Annotated in this window: 26 protein-coding genes; 22 read left to right on the top strand and 4 right to left on the bottom strand. The window is 66.8% G+C overall.

Annotated elements, in window-relative coordinates; translation table 11 throughout:
• Positions 1-24 precede the first annotated feature (24 nt).
• The 3 genes from JQT59_RS30065 (at position 25) to JQT59_RS30055 (ending at position 2,825) form a co-directional block, all read left to right on the top strand.
• Positions 25-780, top strand: coding sequence for a phosphoglyceromutase (locus JQT59_RS30065; RefSeq protein WP_213573120.1), 756 nt, complete (start codon positions 25-27; stop codon positions 778-780).
• A 150-nt stretch (positions 781-930) separates the two neighbouring features.
• Entirely contained in the window at positions 931-2,139 is a 1,209-nt protein-coding gene (locus JQT59_RS30060) for a sensor histidine kinase (RefSeq protein ID WP_213573119.1), read from the top strand.
• The gene (locus JQT59_RS30055) at positions 2,136-2,825 is read left to right on the top strand and encodes a winged helix-turn-helix domain-containing protein (RefSeq protein WP_109327819.1); all 690 of its coding nucleotides are present in this window, start codon (positions 2,136-2,138) and stop codon (positions 2,823-2,825) included. The genes JQT59_RS30060 and JQT59_RS30055 overlap by 4 nt, the downstream gene beginning before the upstream one ends.
• Positions 2,826-2,832: 7 nt before the next feature.
• Here JQT59_RS30055 and JQT59_RS30050 read toward each other — a convergent pair whose 3' ends face one another.
• Positions 2,833-3,177 (bottom strand): hypothetical protein, encoded by a 345-nt coding sequence (locus JQT59_RS30050; RefSeq protein ID WP_213573118.1) that lies wholly within the window; start codon positions 3,175-3,177, stop codon positions 2,833-2,835.
• Between the two features lie 97 nt (positions 3,178-3,274).
• Positions 3,275-4,060 carry a DUF3109 family protein gene (locus tag JQT59_RS30045; protein WP_109327823.1) on the bottom strand — a complete coding sequence of 262 codons (786 nt, stop codon included), beginning with the start codon at positions 4,058-4,060 and terminating at the stop codon, positions 3,275-3,277.
• 66 nt (positions 4,061-4,126) lie between these two features.
• On the opposite strand from JQT59_RS30045, the gene JQT59_RS30040 reads away from it, so the two are divergent.
• From JQT59_RS30040 to JQT59_RS29995, 10 genes are all read left to right on the top strand, one after another.
• On the top strand, positions 4,127-5,080 hold the full coding sequence (locus JQT59_RS30040; RefSeq protein ID WP_213573117.1) for a Ppx/GppA family phosphatase: 954 nt from the start codon (positions 4,127-4,129) through the stop codon (positions 5,078-5,080).
• Complete coding sequence (locus JQT59_RS30035) at positions 5,077-6,402, top strand: Rv0497 family membrane protein (protein WP_213573116.1); 1,326 nt, start codon at positions 5,077-5,079, stop codon at positions 6,400-6,402. The genes JQT59_RS30040 and JQT59_RS30035 overlap by 4 nt, the downstream gene beginning before the upstream one ends.
• A gap of 7 nt (positions 6,403-6,409) precedes the next feature.
• Complete coding sequence (locus tag JQT59_RS30030) at positions 6,410-7,351, top strand: sugar phosphate isomerase/epimerase family protein (protein WP_213573115.1); 942 nt, start codon at positions 6,410-6,412, stop codon at positions 7,349-7,351.
• Positions 7,352-7,462: 111 nt separating this feature from the next.
• The gene (locus JQT59_RS30025) at positions 7,463-8,095 is read left to right on the top strand and encodes a MerR family transcriptional regulator (protein ID WP_213573114.1); all 633 of its coding nucleotides are present in this window, start codon (positions 7,463-7,465) and stop codon (positions 8,093-8,095) included.
• Complete coding sequence (locus JQT59_RS30020; protein WP_213573113.1) at positions 8,092-8,934, top strand: thioesterase family protein; 843 nt, start codon at positions 8,092-8,094, stop codon at positions 8,932-8,934. Before JQT59_RS30025 ends, JQT59_RS30020 begins: the two co-directional genes overlap by 4 nt.
• A 36-nt stretch (positions 8,935-8,970) precedes the next feature.
• Complete coding sequence (proC, locus tag JQT59_RS30015; protein WP_213573112.1) at positions 8,971-9,786, top strand: pyrroline-5-carboxylate reductase; 816 nt, start codon at positions 8,971-8,973, stop codon at positions 9,784-9,786.
• A gap of 124 nt (positions 9,787-9,910) precedes the next feature.
• Entirely contained in the window at positions 9,911-10,147 is a 237-nt protein-coding gene (locus JQT59_RS30010; protein WP_109327837.1) for a helix-turn-helix domain-containing protein, read from the top strand.
• Positions 10,148-10,341: 194 nt separating this feature from the next.
• Complete coding sequence (locus JQT59_RS30005) at positions 10,342-10,443, top strand: 30S ribosomal protein bS22 (protein WP_003402602.1); 102 nt, start codon at positions 10,342-10,344, stop codon at positions 10,441-10,443.
• 162 nt (positions 10,444-10,605) lie between these two features.
• The gene (locus JQT59_RS30000) at positions 10,606-11,682 is read left to right on the top strand and encodes an NAD-dependent epimerase/dehydratase family protein (RefSeq protein ID WP_201453527.1); all 1,077 of its coding nucleotides are present in this window, start codon (positions 10,606-10,608) and stop codon (positions 11,680-11,682) included.
• On the top strand, positions 11,679-12,704 hold the full coding sequence (locus tag JQT59_RS29995; RefSeq protein WP_213573111.1) for a lysophospholipid acyltransferase family protein: 1,026 nt from the start codon (positions 11,679-11,681) through the stop codon (positions 12,702-12,704). Before JQT59_RS30000 ends, JQT59_RS29995 begins: the two co-directional genes overlap by 4 nt.
• Positions 12,705-12,748: 44 nt before the next feature.
• Here JQT59_RS29995 and JQT59_RS29990 read toward each other — a convergent pair whose 3' ends face one another.
• A complete protein-coding gene (locus JQT59_RS29990) occupies positions 12,749-13,726 on the bottom strand; it encodes an HAD family hydrolase (RefSeq protein WP_213573110.1) in 978 nt (325 codons plus the stop codon).
• A gap of 179 nt (positions 13,727-13,905) precedes the next feature.
• Here JQT59_RS29990 and JQT59_RS29985 point away from each other — a divergent pair, with 179 nt between their 5' ends.
• From JQT59_RS29985 to JQT59_RS29945, 9 genes are all read left to right on the top strand, one after another.
• Positions 13,906-14,166 (top strand): glutaredoxin family protein, encoded by a 261-nt coding sequence (locus tag JQT59_RS29985; protein ID WP_159920287.1) that lies wholly within the window; start codon positions 13,906-13,908, stop codon positions 14,164-14,166.
• Between the two features lie 140 nt (positions 14,167-14,306).
• Positions 14,307-15,176, top strand: coding sequence for a redox-sensing transcriptional repressor Rex (locus tag JQT59_RS29980; protein ID WP_213573109.1), 870 nt, complete (start codon positions 14,307-14,309; stop codon positions 15,174-15,176).
• On the top strand, positions 15,173-16,594 hold the full coding sequence (locus tag JQT59_RS29975; protein ID WP_213573108.1) for a glutamyl-tRNA reductase: 1,422 nt from the start codon (positions 15,173-15,175) through the stop codon (positions 16,592-16,594). Before JQT59_RS29980 ends, JQT59_RS29975 begins: the two co-directional genes overlap by 4 nt.
• On the top strand, positions 16,591-17,556 hold the full coding sequence (gene hemC, locus JQT59_RS29970; RefSeq protein ID WP_109327851.1) for a hydroxymethylbilane synthase: 966 nt from the start codon (positions 16,591-16,593) through the stop codon (positions 17,554-17,556). Before JQT59_RS29975 ends, hemC begins: the two co-directional genes overlap by 4 nt.
• 75 nt (positions 17,557-17,631) lie before the next feature.
• Entirely contained in the window at positions 17,632-19,197 is a 1,566-nt protein-coding gene (locus tag JQT59_RS29965) for a bifunctional uroporphyrinogen-III C-methyltransferase/uroporphyrinogen-III synthase (RefSeq protein ID WP_109327853.1), read from the top strand.
• Positions 19,198-19,275: 78 nt separating this feature from the next.
• On the top strand, positions 19,276-20,253 hold the full coding sequence (gene hemB, locus JQT59_RS29960) for a porphobilinogen synthase (protein ID WP_213573107.1): 978 nt from the start codon (positions 19,276-19,278) through the stop codon (positions 20,251-20,253).
• A 37-nt stretch (positions 20,254-20,290) separates the two neighbouring features.
• On the top strand, positions 20,291-20,929 hold the full coding sequence (locus JQT59_RS29955; protein ID WP_213573106.1) for a hypothetical protein: 639 nt from the start codon (positions 20,291-20,293) through the stop codon (positions 20,927-20,929).
• Positions 20,930-21,188: 259 nt separating this feature from the next.
• A complete protein-coding gene (gene mce1N, locus JQT59_RS29950) occupies positions 21,189-21,668 on the top strand; it encodes a transport-regulating membrane protein Mce1N (RefSeq protein ID WP_213573105.1) in 480 nt (159 codons plus the stop codon).
• The gene (locus JQT59_RS29945) at positions 21,665-22,000 is read left to right on the top strand and encodes a hypothetical protein (RefSeq protein ID WP_213573104.1); all 336 of its coding nucleotides are present in this window, start codon (positions 21,665-21,667) and stop codon (positions 21,998-22,000) included. The genes mce1N and JQT59_RS29945 overlap by 4 nt, the downstream gene beginning before the upstream one ends.
• Here the strand turns inward: JQT59_RS29945 and JQT59_RS29940 are convergent.
• The gene (locus JQT59_RS29940) at positions 21,932-23,878 is read right to left on the bottom strand and encodes an acyl-CoA dehydrogenase family protein (RefSeq protein WP_213573103.1); all 1,947 of its coding nucleotides are present in this window, start codon (positions 23,876-23,878) and stop codon (positions 21,932-21,934) included. The genes JQT59_RS29945 and JQT59_RS29940 overlap by 69 nt on opposite strands.
• Between the last annotated feature and the right edge of the window lie 17 nt (positions 23,879-23,895).

Below are 23,895 nucleotides of genomic sequence, written 5' to 3'. Positions count from 1 at the left end.
AAGGGTTCCGGGCCGCATGCCAGGATGAACGGCATGAGTACCGGAACCCTTGTGCTGCTCCGTCACGGCGAGAGCGAATGGAATGCACTCAACTTGTTCACCGGCTGGGTGGACGTTCACCTGACCGATAAGGGCATCGCCGAGGGCAAGCGCGCCGGCGAACTGCTCCGCGAGCACGACCTGCTTCCCGACGTGTCGTACACGTCGCTGCTGCGCCGGGCGATCAGCACGGCCAACATCGCGCTCGACGCAGCCGATCGGCACTGGATTCCGGTGGTCCGCGACTGGCGTCTCAACGAACGCCACTACGGCGCCCTCCAAGGGCGCAACAAGGCTCAGGTGAAGGACAAGTACGGCGACGAGCAGTTCATGCTGTGGCGCCGCAGCTACGACACCCCGCCGCCGCCGATCGACGCGGGTAGCGAATACAGCCAGGACACCGACGCCCGGTACGCGGGACTCGACGAGGTACCCCTCACCGAGTGCCTCCTCGACGTCGTCAAGCGCCTCATCCCGTACTGGGAAGACACGATCTCCGCCGACCTGCTGGCGGGCAAGACCGTCCTCGTCACCGCCCACGGCAACTCGCTCCGAGCCCTGGTCAAGCACCTAGACGGCATCTCCGACGACGCCATCGCCGGGCTCAACATTCCGACAGGGATCCCGCTGCGTTACGACCTGGACGAGAACCTGACACCCCTCAACCCGGGTGGTACCTACCTCGATCCCGAAGCGGCGGCCGCGGGCGCTGCCGCGGTGGCGAATCAGGGCGGTAAGTAGTCCGTGTGGGCCGGCCGGGTGCCCCGTGCGCGGGGCACTCGGCCAACAACGGGTGAACGACGGGCGAAGAGTGCGGTTCCGACGTGTGACGTGCACGGAAATGGCTGAACCCTGCATCACCAGCGGTTCCCGCGAACGTACGATTCAGGCGTGAGCGTTGTTCAAGGCGTACTGCTTGCCGTCATGGGCGGCTTCGTCGGTTACCTGATCGGTGGTGTGCTGATTCCCATGCTGTCGACACGGCACTCGCAGCGGATGGCGGAGCAATCCGGGCTGACCATGTCGCAAGTGCTCGACCTGATCGTTCTGGCGTCGGAAAGCGGGATCGCCGTGGTGGACCAGTTCCACGACGTGGTCCTCTTCAACCCCCGCGCCGAGGAACTCGGCCTGGTCCGAAACCGGCTCGTCGACGACCGCGCCTGGGTGGCGGCTCTGCGCGTCCTCGAGACCGGTGAGCCCGTAGAAGTCGATCTCAGCACGAAGACCCCCCAACGCGGACGTGACCGGATCGCTGTGCGGGGTACCGCACGGCTGCTCAGCAAGGAAGACCACAAATTCGTGGTCCTGTTCGCCGACGACGATTCCGAACAGGTGCGGATGGAGGCGACCCGCCGCGATTTCGTCGCGAACGTCAGCCACGAACTGAAAACCCCGGTCGGGGCAATGGGACTGCTCGCCGAGGCACTTCTCGAGTCGGCGGACGACCCGGAGTCGGTGCGACATTTCGGGGAGCGGGTGCTCCACGAATCGGTCCGCCTCGGCAAAATGGTCACCGAACTGATCGCGCTGTCCCGGCTGCAGGGCGCCGAGAAGCTCCCCGACCTCGAGGCTGTGTCGGTCGACGAGGTGGTGGACGAGGCCCTGCAACGGTGCAAGATCTCTGCGGAGGCGGCCGGCATCTCTGTCACCACCGACCATCCCAGCGGCTTTGAAGTGCTCGGTGACCGCGCACTGCTGGTCACCGCCCTCACCAACCTGGTGCAGAACGCCATCGCCTACTCACCGAAGCGGACACCGGTGTCGGTGAGCCGCTCGATGCGGGGCGCCAACGTTGCGATCTCGGTCACCGACCGCGGCGAAGGGATCGCCAAAGCCGACCAGGAGCGGGTGTTCGAGCGCTTCTTCCGAGTCGACAAGGCCCGCGCGCGGGCGACCGGCGGCACGGGACTCGGACTCGCCATCGTCAAGCACGTCGCCGCCAACCACAACGGATCCATCGAATTGTGGAGCAAGCCCGGAACGGGTTCGACGTTTACCCTGCAAATACCTGCACACATCGAGACAGTAGATCCGAACGGCGGGGACGCCGACGGCGGAAACGTCGGAAAGAGAGAAATCGGTATGGAGGCCAAGCGATGACAAGTGTGCTGATCGTGGAAGACGAGGAATCCCTGGCCGACCCGTTGGCATTCCTGTTACGCAAGGAAGGGTTCGAGACGACCGTCGTCGGCGACGGCCCCTCGGCCCTGGCCGAGTTCGATCGTTCCGGCGCGGACATCGTCCTCCTCGACCTCATGCTCCCGGGTATGAGCGGAACGGACGTGTGCAAGCAGTTGCGTAGCCGATCCGGTGTGCCCGTCATCATGGTGACGGCGCGCGACAGCGAAATCGACAAGGTGGTCGGACTCGAACTCGGAGCTGACGACTACGTGACCAAGCCGTACTCCGCGCGGGAACTGATCGCCCGGATCCGCGCGGTGCTGCGCCGCGGCGTCGACAACGATCTCGACGTGGCGCAGGACTCGGCGGTCCTCGAGGCCGGCCCGGTCCGCATGGACGTCGAACGTCACGTAGTGCAGGTCAACGGCGAGGCGGTCACCCTGCCGCTCAAGGAATTCGACCTACTCGAGTACCTGTTGCGGAACTCGGGCCGGGTGCTCACGCGGGGTCAGCTGATCGACCGCGTGTGGGGTGCCGACTACGTCGGCGACACCAAAACCCTGGACGTCCACGTCAAGCGTCTCCGCTCGAAGATCGAAACGGACCCGGCCAAGCCCGAGCACCTGGTGACCGTGCGCGGCCTCGGCTACAAGCTCGAGGCCTGAGCCGACCTCAGAACGGGTTGTAGACGTAGACGGGCCGGAACGGGGCGAACATCACCTGCGTGATGGCGTGCTCGCGCGCCTGGTCGTCGAACTGACGGCACGACACGGCGACATAGTGTCCGTCGCCCTTGCACTCGATGACGCGGGACGTGCCGTAGGGGCTCAACACGATGGCCTTGTCGCCCCTGTCGCCGAATGCGCCGGGGTCGAGCGGCGCGACGAAGTTCGCGGTCTTGTCGTGATAGGTGTTCCAGCCGTACGGGTCGTCGGCAGGGTTCGCGGCGGCGACCGGGGCGAGGGTCAGTGCGGCGGCGGCGGTCAACAGGGCAGCGGACAGAATTCGAGCAAGCATGTTCTCTCCCATCGTGGCTGTGCCCGCGAACGGGCCGTGCCGTGGCTGTGCCCGCAAGCGGGCCGTGCCTGGGAAATCGACCGCTGGGTCCGATCCGTTACCGGGCCGGGTTCCGTTGCGCGATAGAGGTGGCGGGATGGACGGCGATGAGACCGAGGCCTGCCCTGCGAGCACACAACTTCGCCAATTCGGCGTAGGCGGCCTTACCGAGCAGTTCCGCCAGTTCGGGCGCATACGACTGCCACACCGCCTTGGCGCCGACATGGGCGTCGGGTGAGCCGGAGCAGTACCAGGCGAGGTCCTCGCCACCCTCGCCCCAGCCGCGCCGGTCGTACTCGGTGATCGTCGTCTTGAGTATCTGCTCGCCGTCCGGGCGTTCGACCCATTCCTGGGTGCGGCGGATCGGGAGCTGCCAGCACACGTCCGGCTTCACTTCGAGGGGCTCGATCCCTCGCTTCAACGCCATCGAGTGCAGCGCACACCCGACGCCGCCCGCGAATCCGGGGCGGTTGAGGAAGATGCACGCGCCTTTGTATCGGCGGGTGCGCAGGGCGGGCTCGTCCTCGAGGTCGTCCTCTTCGACGTAGCCCTTCTTGCCGAGACCCTTGTCCATGAACTGCCAGTCTTCGGGTGTGAGCAGCTTCACCGACTCGTTCAGCTTCTCGAGATCCTCATCGTCGGAGAGGAAGGCCCCGTGCGAACAGCAACCGTCATCGGGCCGGTCCTCGAGGATTCCCTGACACGCCGGCGTGCCGAACACGCAGGTCCAGTGGGAGAGCAGCCACGTCATGTCGGCAGCGATGATGTGCTCGGCGTTGTCCGGATCGGGGAATTCGACCCACTCGCGAGCGAAATCGAGGGGAACTTCGGGGCTGGGCGTCATCTTGTGGGAACGCCCTGCTTTACCTGCTGTCACAAAGCCCGACGGTAGACCCAGTACCGTGTCAATGTGCGACTAGGGGTACTCGACGTCGGAAGCAACACCGTCCATCTGCTCGTAGTGGACGCCCACAGGGGCGGCCACCCCACACCGATGAGCTCCACCAAGTCGACATTGCGGCTGGCGGAGAACACGGACGAACTCGGTGACATCACAGCTGCGGGCGCAGACCGCCTGGTGGCGACGGTCGCCGACTTCGCGGCGATCGCGAAGACCTCGGGCTGCGGCGAGCTGATGGCCTTCGCCACCTCGGCCGTGCGTGACGCGAAAAACTCGGATGCCGTTCTCGGCCGCGTACATGCCGAGACCGGGGTGAGGCTCGAAGTCCTGTCCGGCGTCGACGAAGCGCGGCTGACTTTCCTCGCCGTGCGCCGCTGGTACGGATGGAGTGCGGGGCGCATCCTCAACATTGATATCGGTGGCGGATCCCTCGAACTGACGAGCGGGGGCGACGAGGACCCGGACGTCGCGCTGTCGTTACAGCTCGGGGCGGGCCGCCTCACGCGTGACTGGCTCGAGGCCGACCCGCCGGGGAAACGCAGGGTCGCGGTGCTGCGCGACTGGCTCGACGCCGAACTCGCGGTCCCGTCGAAGGAGCTGCGGGCGGCAGGGGAATGGGATCGTGCCGTCGGCACGTCGAAAACCTTCCGGTCCCTGGCCCGTCTCACGGGCGCCGCGCCGTCCGGTGCCGGTCCCCGTGTGAAGCGCACGCTCACCTCGAGCGGTCTCAGGCAACTCATAGCTTTCATTTCGCGGATGACGGCGGCGGACCGTGCAGAATTAGAGGGAGTGAGCTCCGACCGGTCGCAGCAGATCGTCGCCGGAGCACTCGTCGCGGAGGCCAGCATGAGAGCTCTCGGGGTAGAAGAATTGGAAATCTGCCCCTGGGCTCTGCGGGAGGGTCTGATCCTCCGAAAGCTCGACACGGAAATGGGCGGTGAATTGATGGTGGGTGCTCGATGACCGAGGACAGTCAGCAGATCTCTGTTTCAGAACTGCTCAAACGCAATGGGCAGCAAGTGGAGTCCCGTGGGGGAAGACGTCGTCGCGGCGTCAAGGGCGGAATCTCCGTTGCCGAGCTGACCGGTGAGATCCCGGTCGTCCGGGATTCATCCGAGTCGCGGGCACTCGATTCCGAGCCGGAGCCCGAATCTGCGTCCGAGCCCGAACGTAAGCCCGAGCCCGAACGTAAGCCCGAGCCCGAACGTAAGCCCGAGCCCAAACCTGCGGCGACGCCCACGCGGGCCACCCCGCGGTCGGTGACGGCAGATGAGCGCACTGCCGCATTCAAGGCACCGTTCGACGATGACGACGATGACGAGCCCATCGCCAGTCGCCCTGCCGCCCGTCGCCCCGCCGCCGGTCGCAATGGCGCCTCCGCCACGGCGACATCACGTGATCATCAGGGCGCCTGGGTGAGTCGGTCCGTCACGCAGGAGCGCCCGAAGCCGGCCGCCGCACCTGTCGCGCCGGCGGCCGCCGAACCCGCTTCGGTGACGAAAACGCCGGAACCGGCGCCCACCGTCGCCGCACCCCGCGTGCAGGCGGCTCCCGCCGGCAAGCCTGTTCCCGCCGGCAAGCCTGGTCCCGCCGCGAATCAGGCTGCTACCGCCAAGCCGGCCCCGCAGGCGGAGGCAAAGGCCGTCCCGAACGGCACGCCGGCGCCAGCCGGCACCGGCATGCTCGTCAAGACACCGAAGAAGCCCGAGACCGCATCCGAGAACAAGGCGCCCGAGCAGTCGGGAACGAAGCAGTCGGGAGCGAGGCAGTCGGGAACACAGCAGGAGCCCGGGCTGCTGTCCGGCTCGACGCTTGCCGGCGACCTGATGCGGCAGTCGCGCGACGCGGATGCCGCGAAGGCCGGTGAGGACACCGAGTTGATCGCCGCCGCCACCGACGAGGCGCCGGAGGCGGAAACCGAACAGGTCGCCACTCCACGTCGCTCGCGTAAAGAGGCGAAAGTGGAAGCCGCCAGAGCTGCCAAGGCCGCGAAGGACGTCGACGGCACCGAGCAGGAAAGTAGTGCCGCCCGCGAGTGGGCGGTTCTGGCGGGCCAGGGTGTGATCGCGGTGATCGCCGGCGCCCTGTTGTTCAAGGGCTTCGAGAAGCTGTGGGACGTGTTCCCGTGGGTCGCGCTGATCCTCGCCTTGCTCGTCATCGTCGGATTGGTGGCTATGGTGCGCATCCTGCGCCGCACCGACGACATCACCAGCTTCGTGATCGCTGTCGTGGTCGGAATGATCGTCACTCTGGGGCCGCTCGCCTTCATGCTTGCGTCGGGCTGAGTTGCTCATGGTCGGGGACAGTGGGTACGTGCAGACGCGGCAGACACCGCGCGGGCGCAAGGTTCTGGTCGGGCTGTCGACGGCGTCGGTGTATCCGGAGAACACTGAGGCCGCCTTCCGATACGCGGCGGAGCTGGGGTACGACGGCGTCGAGTTGATGGTGTGGGCGGAGTCGGTGAGTCAGGACATCGGTGCCGTCGCCGCACTGGTTCGCAAGTATGCGATGCCGGTTCAGGCGATTCACACCCCATGTCTGCTGATCTCGCAGCGAGTGTGGGGCGCCGACCCGGTCGCGAAGCTCGACCGTTCGGTGCGCACCGCGGAGGCGTTGGGCGCGACGAGCGTCGTGGTGCATCCACCGTTCCGCTGGCAACGCCGGTATGCGGAGGGGTTCAGCGACCAGGTCGCCGCGCTGGAGGAGCGCAGCGACGTGATCGTCGCAGTCGAGAACATGTTCCCGATGCGGGCGGACGGCTTCTTCGGAAGCAAGGAACGGTCGGCCGAGCGGCTTCGTCGTCGCGGCGGCCCCGGGGCCGCGTTGTCGGCGTTCAGTCCCTCCTACGACCCCACCGATTCCGGTCATGCCCACTACACGCTCGATCTCTCGCACACCGCCACTGCGGGTATGGACGCGATGAAGCTGGCGGAGCGGATGGGGTCGGGTCTGGCGCATCTGCACCTCGCCGACGGCCGGGGAGCCTCGATGGACGAACACCTCATTCCTGGGCACGGCGGACAGCCGTGCGCCGAGGTATGCCGTCACCTCGTCGACTCGGGCTTCGAGGGACAGGCTGTGATCGAGATCAACACTCAGAACGCGCGGACCCGGCGCGAGCGGGCGTCGATGCTCGGTCAGGCGCTGGCCTTCGCCAGGGAGCACCTCGGGACAGGCCGCGCCACGTCCGGTTCGGCACAAAGCCGCCCCGGCGGCGATCACGACGACACCTGACCTGAACCCGCGGGCGATGAGGCCATTCCTGCTGCGGTAAGCTGACATCACCATTGGATAGCTGGAGTATCCAACGATGGAGTCCCTGATCGAGTCGCGGTAGGAGGCACCGTGCGCGTGTCGGAACTGGTTGCCTGTACCGGCGTTCCTCTGGCGACCGTGAAGTACTACCTGCGCGAGGGTCTGCTGATGCCGGGCGAGGCGACGAGCGCGACTCAGGCCAGGTACGGCGAAGAACACGTTCGGCGCCTAGGGCTGGTGAAGGCACTCGCCGGGGCCGGACTCCCGATCCCGCGCATCCGGAAGGTCCTCCAGCTCATCGATCACCCCGACGGCTCGCTGTTCGAGGTGCTCGGCCAGGCGATCGGTCAACTACCGCCCTACCTCGACATTCCGGCCGATCCCGGTGACTATCCGCGGGCGCGCGCCGTGCTCGAGAAACTCGGGCAGATCTACGACCCCCGGTACGTGGCGGTCGCGCAACTCGAACGCGCGCTCGAGGCCTTGGAAGATGCGGGTATCCCGATGACCGATGAGCGCCTCGACGCCTACGGGCGGCACATTCGCGGTATCGCCGAGGTGGACATCGGGCTGATGCCCACCGGCTCGGCAGAGGATGCTGTGCGCTGTGCGGTGCTCGGGACTGCGATCTACGAACCGGTGATCGCCGCGATGCGCCGACTCGCCCATCAGGACATTGCCCAGAATTTCTTTCAGAAAACCGATGAACAGGACGTTTCGTGAGCTCTGCACCCTTCCGCGACCTCAACGCCCTCACTCCCGGCGGTGACGGGACGTTCCAGGCGCACATCGACCCCATCTGGACCATCGGGCCGAAGGTGCATGGCGGCTCCATGATGTCGCTGTGCGCGGCGGCCGCACGCGCCCGCCTGGCCGACGACGGCGGTGCAGGCGATCTCGCCCGGGTTCAGCCACTCGCAGTGGGGGCCAACTACCTGGCCGCTCCCGACCCCGGCGAGGTCACCCTCTCGACCACGGTGCGCAAGCGGGGCAAGCAGGTGTCGTTCGTCGACGTCGAGCTCCGGCAGGGCGACCGGGTCGCCGTCCATGCGTCGGTCACGCTGGGTGTTCCCGACGCGGGTGAACCTCACTACAGCGTCGATCATGCGTTGGCCAAGCTTCCGGTGGAGCCGCCCGCCGACGCGGTAATACTCACGCCCGACCACCCGATGGGCCAAATCGTGCACGTGGCTCAGGGATGCGACATGCGCGTCGACGGCACGTCCGCCCACTTCCTCGCCGGCAATCAGGGCGAGCCGGAGGTGCGCATGTGGGTCCGACCGCGTGCCGACGACGAGAACGACCCCGACACCGCCGCACTGTTCGCCATCATGACGGGCGACATCAGTGCACCCGTGACGATGAACCGCGGAATGTTCGGGTGGGCACCCACCGTGCAGCTCACCACCTATCTGCGCAGGCAGCCCGCACCGGGGTGGCTCCGCGTGATGGCCAGCAGCACGGTGCTCGGCAGTGCGTGGTTCGAAGAGGACCACACGGTCCTCGACTCGACCGGTGCAATCGTCGTGCAAAGCCGTCAGCTGGCCATGATCCCCCGCTAGAAACACGCCGCCACGGGTCGTGGCAGGCTGTCCGGCATGACGAGAATTGCGGTTATCGGAGGCGGCCGGATCGGCGAGGCGCTCATCTCGGGCCTCCTGCAATCAGGACACGCGGTGAAGGATCTCGTGGTGGCCGAGCAGCATCCACCGCGGGCTGCCGAACTGGCAGCCGAGTACTCCGTGTGTGTGAGCAGCCCCCAGGACGCCGCGGAGGGAGCCGACGTCATCGTGGTGGCCGTCAAGCCCGGTGACGTCGAGTCCGCGCTCACGGCGGTGTCGAAGGCCGACCTCGACGGTGAGCGTGAACAGATTCTCGTGTCCCTGGCGGCGGGCATTCCCACCTCGTACTACGAGAAGCGCCTGCCTGCCGGGTTCCCCGTCGTCCGGGTCATGCCGAACACGCCGATGCTGGTAGGGGAGGGCGTCAGCGTGCTCGCTCCCGGCCGCCATGTGAAGAAGGACCATCTCGACCTGGTACGTGGGGTGTTGTCTGCCGTGGGCAAGGTCGTGACGGTGCCGGAGTCGCAGATCGACGCGGTCACTGCCGTCTCCGGGTCCGGACCCGCCTACTTCTTCCTCGTCGCCGAGGCGATGATCGACGCCGGTGTGGGTCTCGGGCTGACCCGCGCGACGGCGAACGAGCTGGTCGTGCAGACGATGGTCGGTGCCGCGGCCATGCTCGACCAGTCGGGGGAAAGCACGACGGAACTCCGCGCGGCGGTCACCTCGCCCGGTGGAACGACTGCTGCCGCGATCCGTCAGCTGGAAAAGAACGGTCTCCGATCGGCGTTCTACGACGCGCTGGAGGCGGCGAAATCGAGATCGGCCGAGCTCGGCACTTCTACCGAATGATATTCGATTGCCCACACCCGTCGCAGTAACCCCATCCGTCCCGCTAAGCTCGAAGTAGCACGTGCGTGTCTGTTCCGCCGGAGGGGAAGCCGGCGGCGCGAGACGTGCCGGAGGTAAGTGTTTGATGACGTCTGGAAAAAAGCCGTCGAAGGGCTCAGCCCAAGACGGACAACCGGCCCTGGCCGGAACGCAATTTCTCACCGTCGCCGAGGTAGCGACGCTGATGAGAGTGTCCAAGATGACTGTGTATCGGTTGGTGCACAGCGGCGAACTGCCTGCCGTCCGGGTGGGCCGTTCGTTCAGAGTGCATGCGAAAGCGGTGCACGACTACCTTGAAACCTCGTACTTCGATGCCGGTTGATCGATCGGCACGAAGAGGGTGACCTCGGTTTCTCCCGGGCGAACCTCACCGGTACGATTAGCGACTGTCGTACCAGCCAGCTGGTGTCGTAAGGCGCTGAGCTAGTTAAAACGAGGCCCAGGCGCCAGAGAGGCGCAGGCGTACGTGACCGGCGTGCGCAGGAACGCTAGAGAAGAACGTGAGGGACACCCGCTATGGGTTCAGTGATCAAGAAGCGACGTAAGCGCATGTCGAAGAAGAAGCACCGTAAGCTGCTTCGCCGCACCCGAGTGCAGCGCAGGAAACTCGGTAAGTAAAGAGATACGCCGCGATGCCCGCCACCTCGAGTGGCGGGCATTTCGTCGTTTCGGACGGGTCGACTTCTGGGCGACCGACCAAATGTCGTTGTGCGAAGCGCTATCCGCCCGCTGCACGTATCGTTGACCTCACTCGCTACGTGATCGGGGGTTCTAGTGGTTGTGAGTGACGATGGCAGCTCTGAGCGTACGGCGCCGCCGCGCGTCGCGCTGGTCACCGGCGCGAGCCGGTTCCTCGGGGGATACCTCGTCACCAGGCTGGCACAGAACCCGGATATCGAGCGGGTCATCGCGGTGGACGCGGTGTCGCCGAGCAAAGACATGCTGCGGCGAATGGGCCGCGCCGAGTTCGTGCGCGCCGACATCCGCAATCCGCTGATCGGCAAGGTGATCCGCAACGCCGGGGTCGACACGGTAGTGCATGCCTCCACTCTGGCCCGACCGCCGAAAGCGGGCAGCCGGGCGGCGATGAAAGACATGAACGTGATCGGCGCCATGCAATTGTTCGCGGTCTGCCAGAAGGCGCCCACGGTGCGGAAGGTGGTACTGCGCTCGGCGTCCGTCGTCTACGGCAGCACGGCGCAGGACCCGGCGAAGTTCACCGAGGAGATGAGCGCGCGCCGCCGCCCCGGCGGCGCCTACGCACGGGACTGCATCGAAATCGAGGGCTACCTGCGCGGCATGGGACGCCGGCGTCCCGACATCGCGGTGTCCATCCTGCGCCTCGCCCCGCTGGTCGGTCCTCGCCTCAACGCGACGGTCGCGCGGTACCTGACATCGCCGCTGGTACCGACCATCCTGGGCCGTGACGCACGCCTGCAGGTACTTCACGAAGAGGACGCCCTCGCGGCTCTGGAACGCGCAACCGTGTCGGGTCCTGCCGGAACGTTCAATGTGGCAGGCGACGGCGTCGTCATGTTGTCGCAGGCGATCCGCCGGGCCGGACGTGTCGAGGTGCCGATGCCGTTCAGCCTGTTCCGCAATGTCGGCCGTGCGCTGATGGGGCCGGTCATGCGGTCGTATTCCAACGAGCAGCTCGAGTACTTCCACTTCGGTTGCGGACTGGACACCACGCGCATGCGAACCGAACTATCCTTCGAGCCACGGTGGACCACGATGCAGGCGCTCGACGACTTCGCGCGCGCCGCGGGGGTCACCGCCATCATCAAGAACGAATGGATCGACGCAGCAGAGAACGCACTACTCGCTCTGACCGGTACGGCGAAAGGGGAGAGGTGAACGAAGTGGCGAAGGTCATTCCGTTGCACGGTGCATCAACCGCGCGCGGGGCTGCACTGGGAAATTCGAGGCGCGAGCAGAGCGAGAGCCGACATCCGTCCGCAATGCCCCCACCGGCCGTGATCAGCCCGCCGGATCCCCAGCCCGACACCGGATCGTCGGCGGTCGACGCCGTCCGACGGGTCCTTGCCGATCAGATCGTCAACACCGCGGAGTTTGTGCGCCGACGCCTGTCGGGCGACTATCACGTCGACGACTTCGGTTACGACCCGCACTTCGCCGAGAACGTGTGGCTGCCGATTCTGCGGCCCCTGTTCGACAAGTGGTTCCGCGTCGAGGTCAGTGGTCTGGAGAACATTCCGTCGACCGGTGGCGCCCTGGTGGTGGCCAATCATGCCGGTGTCCTTCCCCTCGACGGCCTGATGACCTCGGTCGCCGTGCACGACCACCACCCCGCTCATCGGCCGCTGCGCATGCTGGCGGCCGATATTGCGTTCGAGATGCCTGTGGTCGGTGACCTCGCCCGTAAGGCCGGGCACACCCTGGCGTGCAACCCCGACGCTGTTCGCCTGCTCCAAACCGGTCAGGTCGCGGCCGTGTTCCCCGAAGGTTTCAAAGGGATCGGCAAACCGTTCAGTGAGCGCTACAAGCTGCAGAGATTTGGTCGCGGTGGTTTCGTGTCCGCCGCCATGCGGACCGGGGCACCGATCATCCCGTGCTCGATCGTCGGTTCCGAGGAGATCTATCCGAAGATCGGTGACCTCGGAACGCTCGCCCGCCTACTCGGCATGCCCTACTTCCCGGTGACACCACTGTTTCCGCATTTCGGGCCGCTCGGGCTGGTTCCCCTGCCGTCCAAGTGGTACATCGAGTTCGGCAAGCCCATCGTCACCGATACCTACGACGCGTCGGCCGCCGACGACCCCATGGAGCTGTTCGAGGTCACCGACCACGTTCGCGAGACCATCCAGCAGACGCTCTACCGGCTCCTCGCGAAGAGGCGCAACGTCTTCCTGGGCTGACACCGACACGTCGTAGCCGGGGTCGAAACCGGCGCAGTGACCGGTCAGACCGCGTGCTCGCGGCGGCGGGCGACCACGGCCGCTAGCGCGCCGCCTGCCGCGCCGAGCAGCAACGCGGTGGGCACGCCGATCTTGGCGGCCTTGCGGCCGGTGCGGAAGTCCCGGATCTCCCACCCCCGGTTCTTGGCCAGCTCGCGCAGGTCGGTGTCCGGGTTGATGGCGACGGCCGTGCCGACGAGCGAGAGCATGGGCACGTCGTTGTGGCTGTCCGAGTAGGCGGTGCAGCGTTTGAGGTTGAGGCCCTCGCGGACGGCCAGCGCGCGCACCGCGTGGGCCTTGCCGAGGCCGTGCAGGATGTCGCCGACCAGACGTCCGGTGAACACGCCGTCCTCGCTTTCGGCGACGGTGCCGAGGGCCCCGGTCAGGCCCAGCCGCTTCGCGATCACCTGGGCCAGTTCCACGGGAGTGGCCGTCACCAGCCACACCTGTTGTCCGGCGTCGAGATGCATCTGCGCGAGTGCCCGGGTGCCTGCCCAGATCTTGTCGGCGATCACCTCGTCGTAGATCTCCTCGCCGAGCCGGGCGAGTTCGGCGGTGGACCGACCGGCCACGAATGAGAGGGCCTTCTCCCGGCCGGAGGCGACGTCGACGCTGCTCTCCTTGCCGGTCACGCGGAACTTGATCTGCTTCCACGCGAAGTCCAGGAGGTCGGCGGACTTCAAGTACTTCCTAGCGGCTAATCCGCGGGCGAAGTGGATGATCGACGCACCCTGGACCATCGTATTGTCGACGTCGAAGAAGGCCGCGGCGGTCAGGTCCAGGGGAACCTGGGGCTCTTCGGTTTCTGTGCCTGCTTCGTGGAGGGCCAGCGCGGCATCGGCGCTGGCCTCGCCCGCAACGTTTGCACGTACCTCGGCCTCGCTCGGGCCCAGCGGATTCCTGAACTGCCGACGGCCCGGAAGGATCATCCCCGCCAGTCCTGAACCGAAACCCGAGCCGTTCGGTAGTGATCGCGCAGGCACTCGCACCTCCCCTATCGCTGAAGCCTCTGGACGCAGCCTATCCCGCGGTTCCGATCCTGGGCGGGCGGATGGCGGCGTGCACCGAATCGTGTGACGTTCATCTCCGAGCCGGGTGGCGTTACCGGTCCCGGAAACGGCACAGTGAGTCCCGCAGAGGTGGCGAAAGGAAAGTATCCGACATGAGTACCAGCGAACACGAGGTGACGCTTCTCACGCGGGCGGGCTGCGGGGCGTGCACGCCGGCACGCGAGCAGTTGCTGATTCTGTGCGAGGAGTTCGGGCTGGAACTGACGTGCATAGACGTCGACGAGGCGGCTTCCACGGACCCGGAACTGCGGGCCGAATTCGGTGACCGATTGCCGGTCGTCCTGCTCGACGGACGTGAGCACAGTTACTGGGAGGTCGATGAAGAGCGCCTCCGATCGGATTTACGCAAGTAAGGCGACCCTAAAACTGCGAACTTCGGATGCTGTGCAGGTAGGAGTGCATGTCGCGCAGTCGCAGCGACTTTGTGCATGGGTTCACAAGCAGTTACCGTGGTGTGAACAATTCCCCGGAGCATCGTGGAGAACGGCAGCGAATGCCGATCGGACGAGGAGCCAACGACGTGACCGAAACGCACCAGACGCATGGGTCTGTGGCCCATGGCGTCACGGGCGCAGTCGGTCCGTCCGCCGTCGAGTCACCAGCCCCCGGATCGCCGCTCCCCGAATCGCGGGACATCCCCCAGGCTACGGTCACGCGGCTGGCGACGTACCTGCGGGTCCTCGGAATGCTGGCGGACCGCGGCACGATCATCGTCTCGAGTGAGGAACTCGCCGCCGCTTCCGGTGTGGGTTCGGCCAAGCTCCGCAAGGACCTGTCTTTCCTCGGCCCCAACGGGGTGCGGGGGGTCGGCTACGACGTGACGCGGCTGCGGGCACGCATCGAACGAGCACTCGGTCTGGACCGCGGGCACAAGGTCGTCCTCGTCGGTGTCGGAAACCTCGGCCAGGCCCTCGCGGGTTACGGCGGTTTCGGACGCCGCGGATTTTCGATGGTGGGTCTGTTCGACAGCGACCCGGCTCGTGTCGGCACCCCGGTAGGCGACCTCGTGGTGCGCCACGTCGACGAACTCGAACAGGCCTGCGCCGAACTCGAAGCCACCATCGGCGTCATCTCGACTCCGGACGAGGCCGCGCAGGACGTATGCGACCGCCTCGTCGGCGCCGGGCTGCGGTGCATCCTCAGCTTCTCGCCGACCGCACTCGACGTCCCGGACCACGTCGAGATGCGCCGCGTCGACCTTGCGGTCGAGATGCAGGTCCTCTCGTTCAACAGCGCACGCAACACCGAGTCGGCTCCTGGCGCTCGGGCCGCGGACGTCGTACCCACGGCCCCGCGCGTGCGCATCGGACATTCGGCTGTCCCGTCCACCGCACCAAGAAACGGATCAGTGATCGCGCCGTGAGTGTTCTGCTTGTCGGGGTCTCGCACCGGACGGCTCCCGTGCCGGTTCTCGAGCGGGTTGCTGTCACCGAGACCGATCGACCGAAGCTGACGGACAAGCTTCTGGCGTCGACGCACATCTCGGAAGCGATGATCGTCTCGACCTGCAACCGGGTGGAGATCTACGCCGTCGTCGACGCGTTCCACGGTGCGCTCACCGAGGTCGGTGAACTTCTGGCGGATCATTCCGGGCTCGACCTCACCGACCTGCACCGCCACGCCTATGTGCGGTACAGCGAGGCGGCCGCGGAGCACCTGTTCGCGGTGGCCAGCGGACTCGATTCGATGGTGATCGGCGAACAGCAGATTCTCGGTCAGATTCGGACCGCCTACGCGTCCTCGGACGCCCAGCAGGCCGCCGGACGCACGTTGCACGAGCTCGCCCAGCAGGCGTTACGCGTCGGCAAGCGGGTTCACGCGGAGACAGGAATCGACTCGGCGGGCGCGTCGGTCGTCTCGGTGGCCCTCGACCGCGCCGCCGGCGTCATCGGCGCCGGTGGGCTCAGTGGCCGGACCGCGGTGGTCGTCGGCGCCGGCTCGATGGGCGGGCTCTCGGTCGCATACCTCACCCGTGCGGGCATCGGCCGGATACTCGTCGTCAACCGCACCGCGGAGCGGGCGGAGCACCTGGCCGACACGGCCCGGTCGGGCGGTGTCGAAGCGGAGGCGTTCGAGCTCGGTCACCTGCCCACTGCGATGGCGCAGGCGGATGTGCTCGTGACCTGTACCGGCGCGGTCGGTGCCGTCGTCACACTCGCGGATACGCACCGTGCGCTGGCTCAGCCCGACCGCGACCCCGAACGTCCACTCGTCATCTGCGACCTCGGTCTGCCCCGCGACGTCGAGCACGCGGTCTCGGGACTGCCCGGGGTCACCGTGCTGGACATGGAGTCGCTGCAGCGCGACCCCGCCGCAGGGGCCGCCGCATCGGACGCCGATGCCGCCCGGGCCATCGTGGCGAGTGAGCTCGCCCAGTATCTCGCCGGCCAGCGGCTGGCCGAGGTGACGCCGACCGTCACCGCCCTGCGTCAGCGCGCCGCGGACGTCGTCGAAGCCGAGTTGCTGAGGCTCGATTCCCGGCTCCCCGGGCTCGACGACCCCGAGCGCGACGAGGTGGCACGCACCGTCCGCCGAGTGGTCGACAAGCTGCTGCACGCTCCTACCGTGCGGGTGAAACAGCTCGCGTCGGCGCCGGGTGGCGACTCGTACGCTGCCGCGCTACGCGAACTGTTCGAGCTGAGCCCCGGATCCGTGGAGGCGGTGGCAAAGCCGACCGACCTCGGTGCCATCGACATCACCGACGGATTCATCGCGGGTCAGGACCCCCGTCTGCGCCGTTTCGTCGCGGGCGACAATCAAGGGAAGGAACCGCAGGCATGAGCGCCGTCGGCACCCGCACCCTGCGGATCGGTACCCGCGGAAGCGAACTCGCCACCACCCAGGCCGGCACCGTGCGCGACGCACTGATCTCCGCCGGACACGAAGCCGAACTCGTCATCATCAAGACCAAGGGCGATCAGTCCATGGAGTCGGTGGAGAAGATCGGGGTCGGTGTCTTCACCGCGGAACTTCGGGAAGCGCTGGTCGACGGCCGCGTCGACGTGGCCGTTCACTCGTACAAAGATCTGCCGACCGCCCGGGACGAACGGTTCACCATTGCCGCGATTCCGCCGCGCGAGGACCCGCGTGATGCGCTGGTCGCCCGCGACGGACTCGTTCTCGGTGAACTTCCGGTCGGGTCGAAGGTCGGTACGTCGGCGCCGCGCCGCACCTCGCAACTGCGGGCACTCGGCCTCGGTCTCGACATCCGCCCCCTGCGCGGCAACCTGCAGCGTCGGCTCGGCAAGGTGGAGTCGGGCGAGCTCGATGCCGTCATCCTGGCGCGGGCGGGGTTGGCGCGTATCGGCCGACTGGACCTGATCACCGAGTCCCTCGAACCCGTCCAGATGCTGCCTGCACCTGCCCAGGGTGCGTTGGCCGTGGAATGCCTGTCCGGCAACACCGCGCTCGTATCGATCCTGGCCGAGCTCGACGACCCGAACAGCCGCGCCGCCGTCACCGCGGAACGTGCTCTCCTCGCCGAACTCGAGGCCGGGTGCACCGCACCGGTCGGGGCAATCGCGGAAGTCGTCGAATCACTCGACGACGACGGCCGCAGCTTCGACGAACTCTCCGTCCGGGGTTGTGCAGCAGCCATCGACGGTTCGGACGTCATACGCACGGGGGCAGTGGGCTCCCCGGACAACGCCGAAGAACTCGGCCGCTCGGTCGCACGGGAACTCCTCGAACTCGGGGCGCGCGAGCTGATGAACGTCACCGAGGCCGGTGATGCCGATGTTTGATGTGCGAAGGCCGACCGATCGGCCGGCCCGCCCCCTGTACCCATCTCGACACATGATCGCACTGGAGAATTACCGATGAGCCGAGTCCGAAAGAACACCCCCGGACGGATCCTGTTCGTGGGATCCGGACCGGGCGATCCGGCCCTGCTCACTGTGCACGCACGGGACGTCCTTGCCGCAGCGACGCTGGCCTTCACCGACCCCGACGTCGACAAGGGCGTCACCGTCCTGGTCGGCACCGACCTGGGCGTCGACGCGGAAACCGGTGAGCCGCTCGCCGAGGTCCGCCCGGCTCTCGGTGAACCGGCCGAGGTCGCGAAGACCCTCGTGCACGAGGCCCGCAACGGCCACGACGTCGTCCGCCTCGTGTCCGGTGACCCGCTGACCACCGATTCGGTGATCGCCGAGGTCGCGGCAGTGGCGCGCACTCAGGTGCAGTTCGAGGTCCTGCCCGGACTCCCTGCCGCGTCCGCTGTGCCGTCGTACGCAGGCATGGCGCTGGGCTCGGGACACACCGAGGCCGACGTCCGCGGTGAGGTCGATTGGGCGGCGCTGGCCGCGGCGCCCGGACCGCTGGTGCTGCACGCCACGTCGGGGCACCTGGCCGAGACGGCGAGCGCGCTCGTCGAACACGGTCTTGCTCCGCAGACCCCGGCCGCGATCACCGTTCGCGGCACCACCCGGCAGCAGCGCACCGTCGAGGCCACCCTCGCCACCCTCAACGAGGCCGGTTCCGAACTGGTCGGCTCCCTCGTGGTGACGGTCGGCAAGGTGGTGGCCCAGCGCAGCAAGATGTCGTGGTGGGAATCGCGTGCCCTGTACGGCTGGAAGGTCCTCGTGCCCCGCACGAAGGATCAGGCCGGGGAGATGAGCGACCGCCTGGTCACCCACGGCGCCATCCCGATCGAGGTGCCGACCATCGCCGTGGAGCCGCCCCGCAGTCCCGCCCAGATGGAACGTTCCGTCAAGGGCCTGGTCGACGGCCGCTACCAGTGGGTGGTGTTCACCTCCACCAACGCGGTGCGTGCGGTGTGGGAGAAGTTCGAGGAGTTCGGGCTCGACGCCCGCGCGTTCTCCGGCGTCAAGATCGCCTGCATCGGCGAGGCCACGGCCGCCAAGGTCCGGTCGTTCGGGATCAACCCCGAACTCGTGCCGTCCGGTGAGCAGTCGAGCGAGGGTCTGCTGGCCGAGTTCGCTCCGTACGACGACGTGTTCGATCCGGTCAACCGGGTTCTGTTGCCCCGCGCCGACATTGCCACCGAAACACTCGCCGAGGGTTTGCGTGAACGCGGCTGGGAAATCGACGATGTCACCGCCTACCGCACCGTCCGGGCTGCGCCGCCGCCGGCCGAGACCCGCGAGATGATCAAGACCGGTGGGTTCGACGCGGTCTGCTTCACCTCGTCGTCGACGGTCCGCAATCTCGTCGGTATCGCGGGAAAGCCGCATGCACGGACCCTCGTGGCCTGCATCGGTCCTAAGACCGCGGAAACCGCAGTGGAGTTCGGACTTCGCGTGGACGTACAGCCGGAGACCGCTCAGGTCGGCCCGCTGGTGGAGGCTCTCGCCGAGCACGCCGCGCGACTGCGCGCCGAGGGTGCACTGCCCCCGCCGCGCAAGAAGTCCCGCGCCCGGCGATAGGCGCTACGCGCCTGTGAGTGGTTGAGGAGTCCAGGCACTCGTCAACCACTCACAGGCCCGACGAAGGAGGGCCCTTCCGTGTTTCCGACCCACCGGCCGCGGCGATTGCGCCGCACTCCGGCGTTGCGCAGACTCGTCGCCGAGACTTCGCTCGAGCCACGACATCTGGTGTTGCCGATGTTCGTGGCGGACGGCATCGACGAGCCGCGGGAGATTTCGTCGATGCCCGGTGTCTTCCAGCACACGCTCGCCTCGCTGCGGTCGGCGGCCATCGAGGCTGTGGAGGCGGGTGTCGGTGGGCTGATGTTGTTCGGCGTGCCGCGTCCCGACGACAAGGACGCCGAGGGTTCCGGCGCCAGCGATCCGGACGGCATCTTGAACCGTGGGTTGCGCTCCCTTGCAGAGGAACTCGGTGACGCGACCGTCATCATGGCGGACACGTGCCTGGACGAATTCACGGAGCACGGTCACTGTGGGGTGCTCGACGACAGCGGCGCGGTCGACAACGATCGGACGCTGCTCAGGTATGTGGACATGGCCGTTTCACAGGCCGATGCCGGTGCCCACCTGCTCGGTCCGAGCGGGATGATGGACGGTCAGGTTGCCGCCATCCGGAAGGCGCTGGACGCCGCGGGTCACACCGAAGTCGGTCAGCTGGCGTACTCCGCGAAATACGCCTCCGCTTTCTATGGGCCGTTCCGTGAGGCTGTGGGCTCGTCCCTGCAGGGTGACCGGAGAACGTATCAGCAGGACTCGGCCAATCGGCGGGAGTCGCTGCGCGAAGTGGATCTCGATATCGAGGAAGGTGCCGACCTCGTCATGGTGAAACCGGCGATGTCGTATCTGGACATTCTGCGCGAAGTGGCGGACAAGTCGCCGGTTCCTGTTGCGGCATACCAGATTTCGGGTGAGTACTCGATGATCACGGCGGCTGCGCAGAACGGCTGGATCGATCGGGACGCCGCCATCCTCGAATCGTTGACGAGCATCCGGCGGGCGGGCGCCGACATCGTTCTCACCTACTGGGCCACCGAAGCGGCGGGCTGGCTGGGATGAATGCGGCGCGGCGTCCGGTGGCGGATACGGTGGTGCCATGACTTCGCAGTGGCCGCACACCCCGCCACACCAGACACCGCCACATCAGACGGCGCAACACCAGATTCCGCCACAACAGGCACCGCCGCAGGGCCCGAACCCGTACGGGGCCTATCCGCCGCCCGCGCCGCAGCCGAAGCCCGAGCGCCCCGCACCGGTCGATGTGGGCACGGCGGCGCAGCTGCTGTGGGTGGTGGCCGTGCTCGGTGTGATCCAGGCGGTGGCGGCGATGGTCCTGGTCGTTCGTGAGAAGTCGACCTTCGTCGACGAACTGATGACCAATCCCAGCGTGAAATCCGGCGAGGTCGCGATGACGCGGGAGAACGTGGAGATGCTCTTCTACGTAGGTATAGCCGTCACTGGTGTCGTCATTGTGCTCCTGACGGGCCTGTTCGTCCTTTTCGTCCATTTCATGCGGAAGGGCAGGAACTGGGCGAGAACCTTGCTGACGGTCGTGAGCGTCACGATGGTGGTCTGGACGGTGCCGGTGCTGTTCGGAATCGGATCGGACGGCAGTAGTATCGCGCTCGCCGTCGGAGGTGTGCAGATCCTGCAGGCTGTGGTGGCGGTGGGTGCCGTCGTGCTGATGCACCGGAAAGACTCGAACAGTTATTTCTCGAAGCTGCCCGCGTCGTAGCTCGAGTTTGATCGTGAAACATAAAGATGTACCGTGAAGTACGTCACAACAGCACACGGCAGACTTCTTCTACCGAAGGGCTTTTCTACATGCGCGCTGAAGATCGGGCACACGGGTCACGCAGGGAAGCACTGATGTTCGCCATTATCGTGGCCTTCGTACTGCTGACCTTGCTGCTCGTCGTCATTCCCGGTGCCGTTTCCTGAGGTGATCCCGCCGGGCGTGGACCACCGCGCGACCGCAAGAAGCCGGGCGGTCCGTGGCTGAGGAGATTTTGTTCAGTGAGCCCGGCGCGCGCTGGCGGTTGGTGGCATTCGGCCCGGTGTTCTGCACTGTCGCGTTGGTAATCGAACTTCTGACAGGTCCGGTGGTGCACTGGTTCGCCCTGCCGTTGTTCGCCGCCCTCCTCAGCGGGTTCCTCTACGTGCAGGTAGTTGCCGCCCGCCGGCACGCGAGCGTGGAACTCACACCTACTCTGCTGCGGCAGGGCACCGAGGAACTACCGATCAGCGAGATCGTGAAGATCCTGCCTCCGCCGGACACCGAGACGTACACACCCCAGCCCTGGGAGACGGCCCGGACGCTCGGTGAGCTGTCCGCGGTGCCCCGGCGACGATCGGGTATCGGGCTTCGACTGCGGGGCGGCGCACTGGTGCAAGCATGGGCGAAGGACGACGAGGGGCTGCGGGCGCAGCTCGAGTCACTGCTCGCAAAGGCCGACGGAGGGGCCGAACAGTGAATCGACGCGCCATGGGGTCGGCGGCGGAGATCGCCTCGGCCGTCGTCGTATCAATTCTGGCGGTGTGGTGCTGGACCTCGGCACGAGTTACCTCCGATTTCGGTCCGGTCGCACCGGGCGCCCCGTCCTACCAGGGAACCGAGTACTCGGGTTCGTGGATCGCCGCCGCCGCCGCCCTCGTCACCGTTGCGGGCCTGCTCGTGATCGACGCGGTCCGCAGGCGGGTTGCCGGCCCGACGGGTCACCCCGCCGAGCCGTCGACGTCACCGGAAGATCTGAGTCTTGCGGATCGCGTCGGTTCCCGGCCCGTCGATCATCGCGGAGCCGAGTAGCGCCTCCGGCACTCCCAGTCCCTCGACGAGCGTCGCCGCGTGGGGGCGCAGCTTGCGGCAACGGTCGTTGATTCCCCGCTGCACCGCTTTGGACCGCTCGACCGACAGGTGGCGGTGTTCCATGAACCACGCCTTGTCTTCCTCGATGATGCTGAGCGCGTAAAGGTCGCAGACGTCGCTCAGAAGGTTGCGTGCTTCCTCGTCCTGACACTCGTCGATACCGGCGACGAATGCTTCGAGCACCACCCGGTCGATATGCGCCTGCGCGGCGTGCATCACGTGATCCTGGACGAAGTTGAACGCGTCGAACGGGTTCTCCTCACGCTTCTGCGCACCCTGGAGCCGGCGAGCCGCGGTCGAGAGCAGGTACTGCTCGCGGTCCTCGAACATGGTGAGCTGTGTCCCGCGGTTGAAGAGGCTGCCGTCCTCTTCGTTGTCCTGACGCGTGTCGAGGATGGTCTGAATGATCTGCTGCGCCGCTGTGCGGGTCTTGACGACGTCCGACACGGTCGTAGCGGCGAAACGCATCCACTCGACGGGACTCATCCCGCGGACCTCGTCGGCGTAGGACGTGAGCAGTTCCTTGGCAACCAGCTGGGTCAGCACGTGGTTGTCGCCCTCGAAAGTAGTGAACACGTCGGTGTCCGCCTTGAGAGCCGTCAGCCGGTTCTCCGCCATGTACCCGGCGCCGCCGCACGCTTCCCGGGCTTCCTGGATGGCGCGGGTGGCGTGCCAGGTGTTCGCTGCCTTGAGGCCGGCCGCCCGACCCTCGAGTTCGCGCTGCTCCTGCGGATCGGCATCCTCGATGCTCTGGAGGTCATGCATCTTCGATACCAGCTCGTTCTGCGCGAACTGCAGCGCGTAGGACCGCGCGATCAACGGGAAGAGCCGTCGCTGGTGCACGAGGTAGTCCATGAGCAGCACTTCGTCTTCGCTCTGCGGCGCACTGAACTGGCGGCGCTGCAACGCGTATCGGGTCGCGATCGACAGTGCGACGCGGGCCGCGGCGCCGGCTGATCCACCGACGGTGACGCGTCCCCGCACGAGAGTTCCCACCATCGTGAAGAAGCGGCGATTGGCGTTGTCGATCGGCGAGGAATAGGTGCCGTCCTCCGCGACGTCGGCGTACCTGTTGAGCAGATTCACCCGCGGAATGCGCACCTGATCAAAGGTGATGCGGCCGTTGTCGACTCCGGGGAGCCCACCCTTGTAGCCGCAGTCGGAGGTGTGAACGCCCGGAAGGTCGTTGCCGTCCTCGTCGCGAATCGGGACGAGGAAACAGTGCACGCCGTGGTGTTCACCCTGCGTCACCAATTGCGCGAAGACGGCCGCCATCGTCGCGTGTTGTGCGGCCCCGCCGATGTAGTCCTTGCGGGACGACGGCGTGGGGGAGTGGACGACGAATTCACCGGTGGCCGCGTCGTAGGTGGCGGTGGTCTCGAGTGCCTGGACATCGCTGCCGTGGCCGGTCTCCGTCATCGCGAAGCAACCCAGCAGGTCCAGGTCGATGAGAGGCTTGACGTATGCCTCGTGGTGGCGAGCGGTGCCCAGATTTTCGATGGCTCCGCCGAAAAGTCCCCACTGCACGCCCGCCTTGACCATCAGCGACAGGTCGGACATCGCCAGCATTTCGATGCTCGTCACCGCGGCCCCGGCGTCCCCGGTTCCGCCGTGGTCCTTCCTGAACCCGTCGGCTGCGTAGCCGTTGCCTGCGAGTAGACGCATCTGCTCGAGCGTCTTGGCTCGCGCCTCTTCCAGATCGGGGGTGTAGTGCGGAGCGAAATCGGGCGTCGCGGACAATTCCGCCCGCACGCGCTCGCGTACTTCCCTCCAGCGCCCGTCGAGTGTGCTTCTCAGGTGGTCAGCTGTGGTGGCCATGAGTCGACCCTAGCGGG

This window comes from Rhodococcus sp. USK13, assembly GCF_018343855.1.
GTDB lineage: Bacteria > Actinomycetota > Actinomycetes > Mycobacteriales > Mycobacteriaceae > Rhodococcus_F > Rhodococcus_F oxybenzonivorans.
The sequence above is the reverse complement of the archived record's forward strand: the minus strand, read 5'-3'. Positions and strand labels throughout refer to the sequence as shown.

Bases quoted from the DNA above. Each gene is read 5' to 3' on its own strand.
- proC (WP_213573112.1), top strand. From the start codon at position 8,971: ATGACGAGAATTGCGGTTATCGGAGGCGGCCGGATCGGCGAGGCGCTC.
- JQT59_RS30030 (WP_213573115.1), top strand. From the start codon at position 6,410: ATGGTCGGGGACAGTGGGTACGTGCAGACGCGGCAGACACCGCGCGGG.
- JQT59_RS30050 (WP_213573118.1), bottom strand. From the start codon at position 3,177: ATGCTTGCTCGAATTCTGTCCGCTGCCCTGTTGACCGCCGCCGCCGCA.
- JQT59_RS29980 (WP_213573109.1), top strand. From the start codon at position 14,307: ATGCCGATCGGACGAGGAGCCAACGACGTGACCGAAACGCACCAGACG.
- JQT59_RS30005 (WP_003402602.1), top strand. From the start codon at position 10,342: ATGGGTTCAGTGATCAAGAAGCGACGTAAGCGCATGTCGAAGAAGAAG.
- JQT59_RS29955 (WP_213573106.1), top strand. From the start codon at position 20,291: ATGACTTCGCAGTGGCCGCACACCCCGCCACACCAGACACCGCCACAT.
- JQT59_RS29940 (WP_213573103.1), bottom strand. From the start codon at position 23,878: ATGGCCACCACAGCTGACCACCTGAGAAGCACACTCGACGGGCGCTGG.
- JQT59_RS30065 (WP_213573120.1), top strand. From the start codon at position 25: ATGAACGGCATGAGTACCGGAACCCTTGTGCTGCTCCGTCACGGCGAG.
- JQT59_RS29985 (WP_159920287.1), top strand. From the start codon at position 13,906: ATGAGTACCAGCGAACACGAGGTGACGCTTCTCACGCGGGCGGGCTGC.
- JQT59_RS30010 (WP_109327837.1), top strand. From the start codon at position 9,911: ATGACGTCTGGAAAAAAGCCGTCGAAGGGCTCAGCCCAAGACGGACAA.
- JQT59_RS29965 (WP_109327853.1), top strand. From the start codon at position 17,632: ATGAGCCGAGTCCGAAAGAACACCCCCGGACGGATCCTGTTCGTGGGA.
- JQT59_RS30035 (WP_213573116.1), top strand. From the start codon at position 5,077: ATGACCGAGGACAGTCAGCAGATCTCTGTTTCAGAACTGCTCAAACGC.
- JQT59_RS30055 (WP_109327819.1), top strand. From the start codon at position 2,136: ATGACAAGTGTGCTGATCGTGGAAGACGAGGAATCCCTGGCCGACCCG.
- hemC (WP_109327851.1), top strand. From the start codon at position 16,591: ATGAGCGCCGTCGGCACCCGCACCCTGCGGATCGGTACCCGCGGAAGC.
- JQT59_RS30045 (WP_109327823.1), bottom strand. From the start codon at position 4,060: ATGACGCCCAGCCCCGAAGTTCCCCTCGATTTCGCTCGCGAGTGGGTC.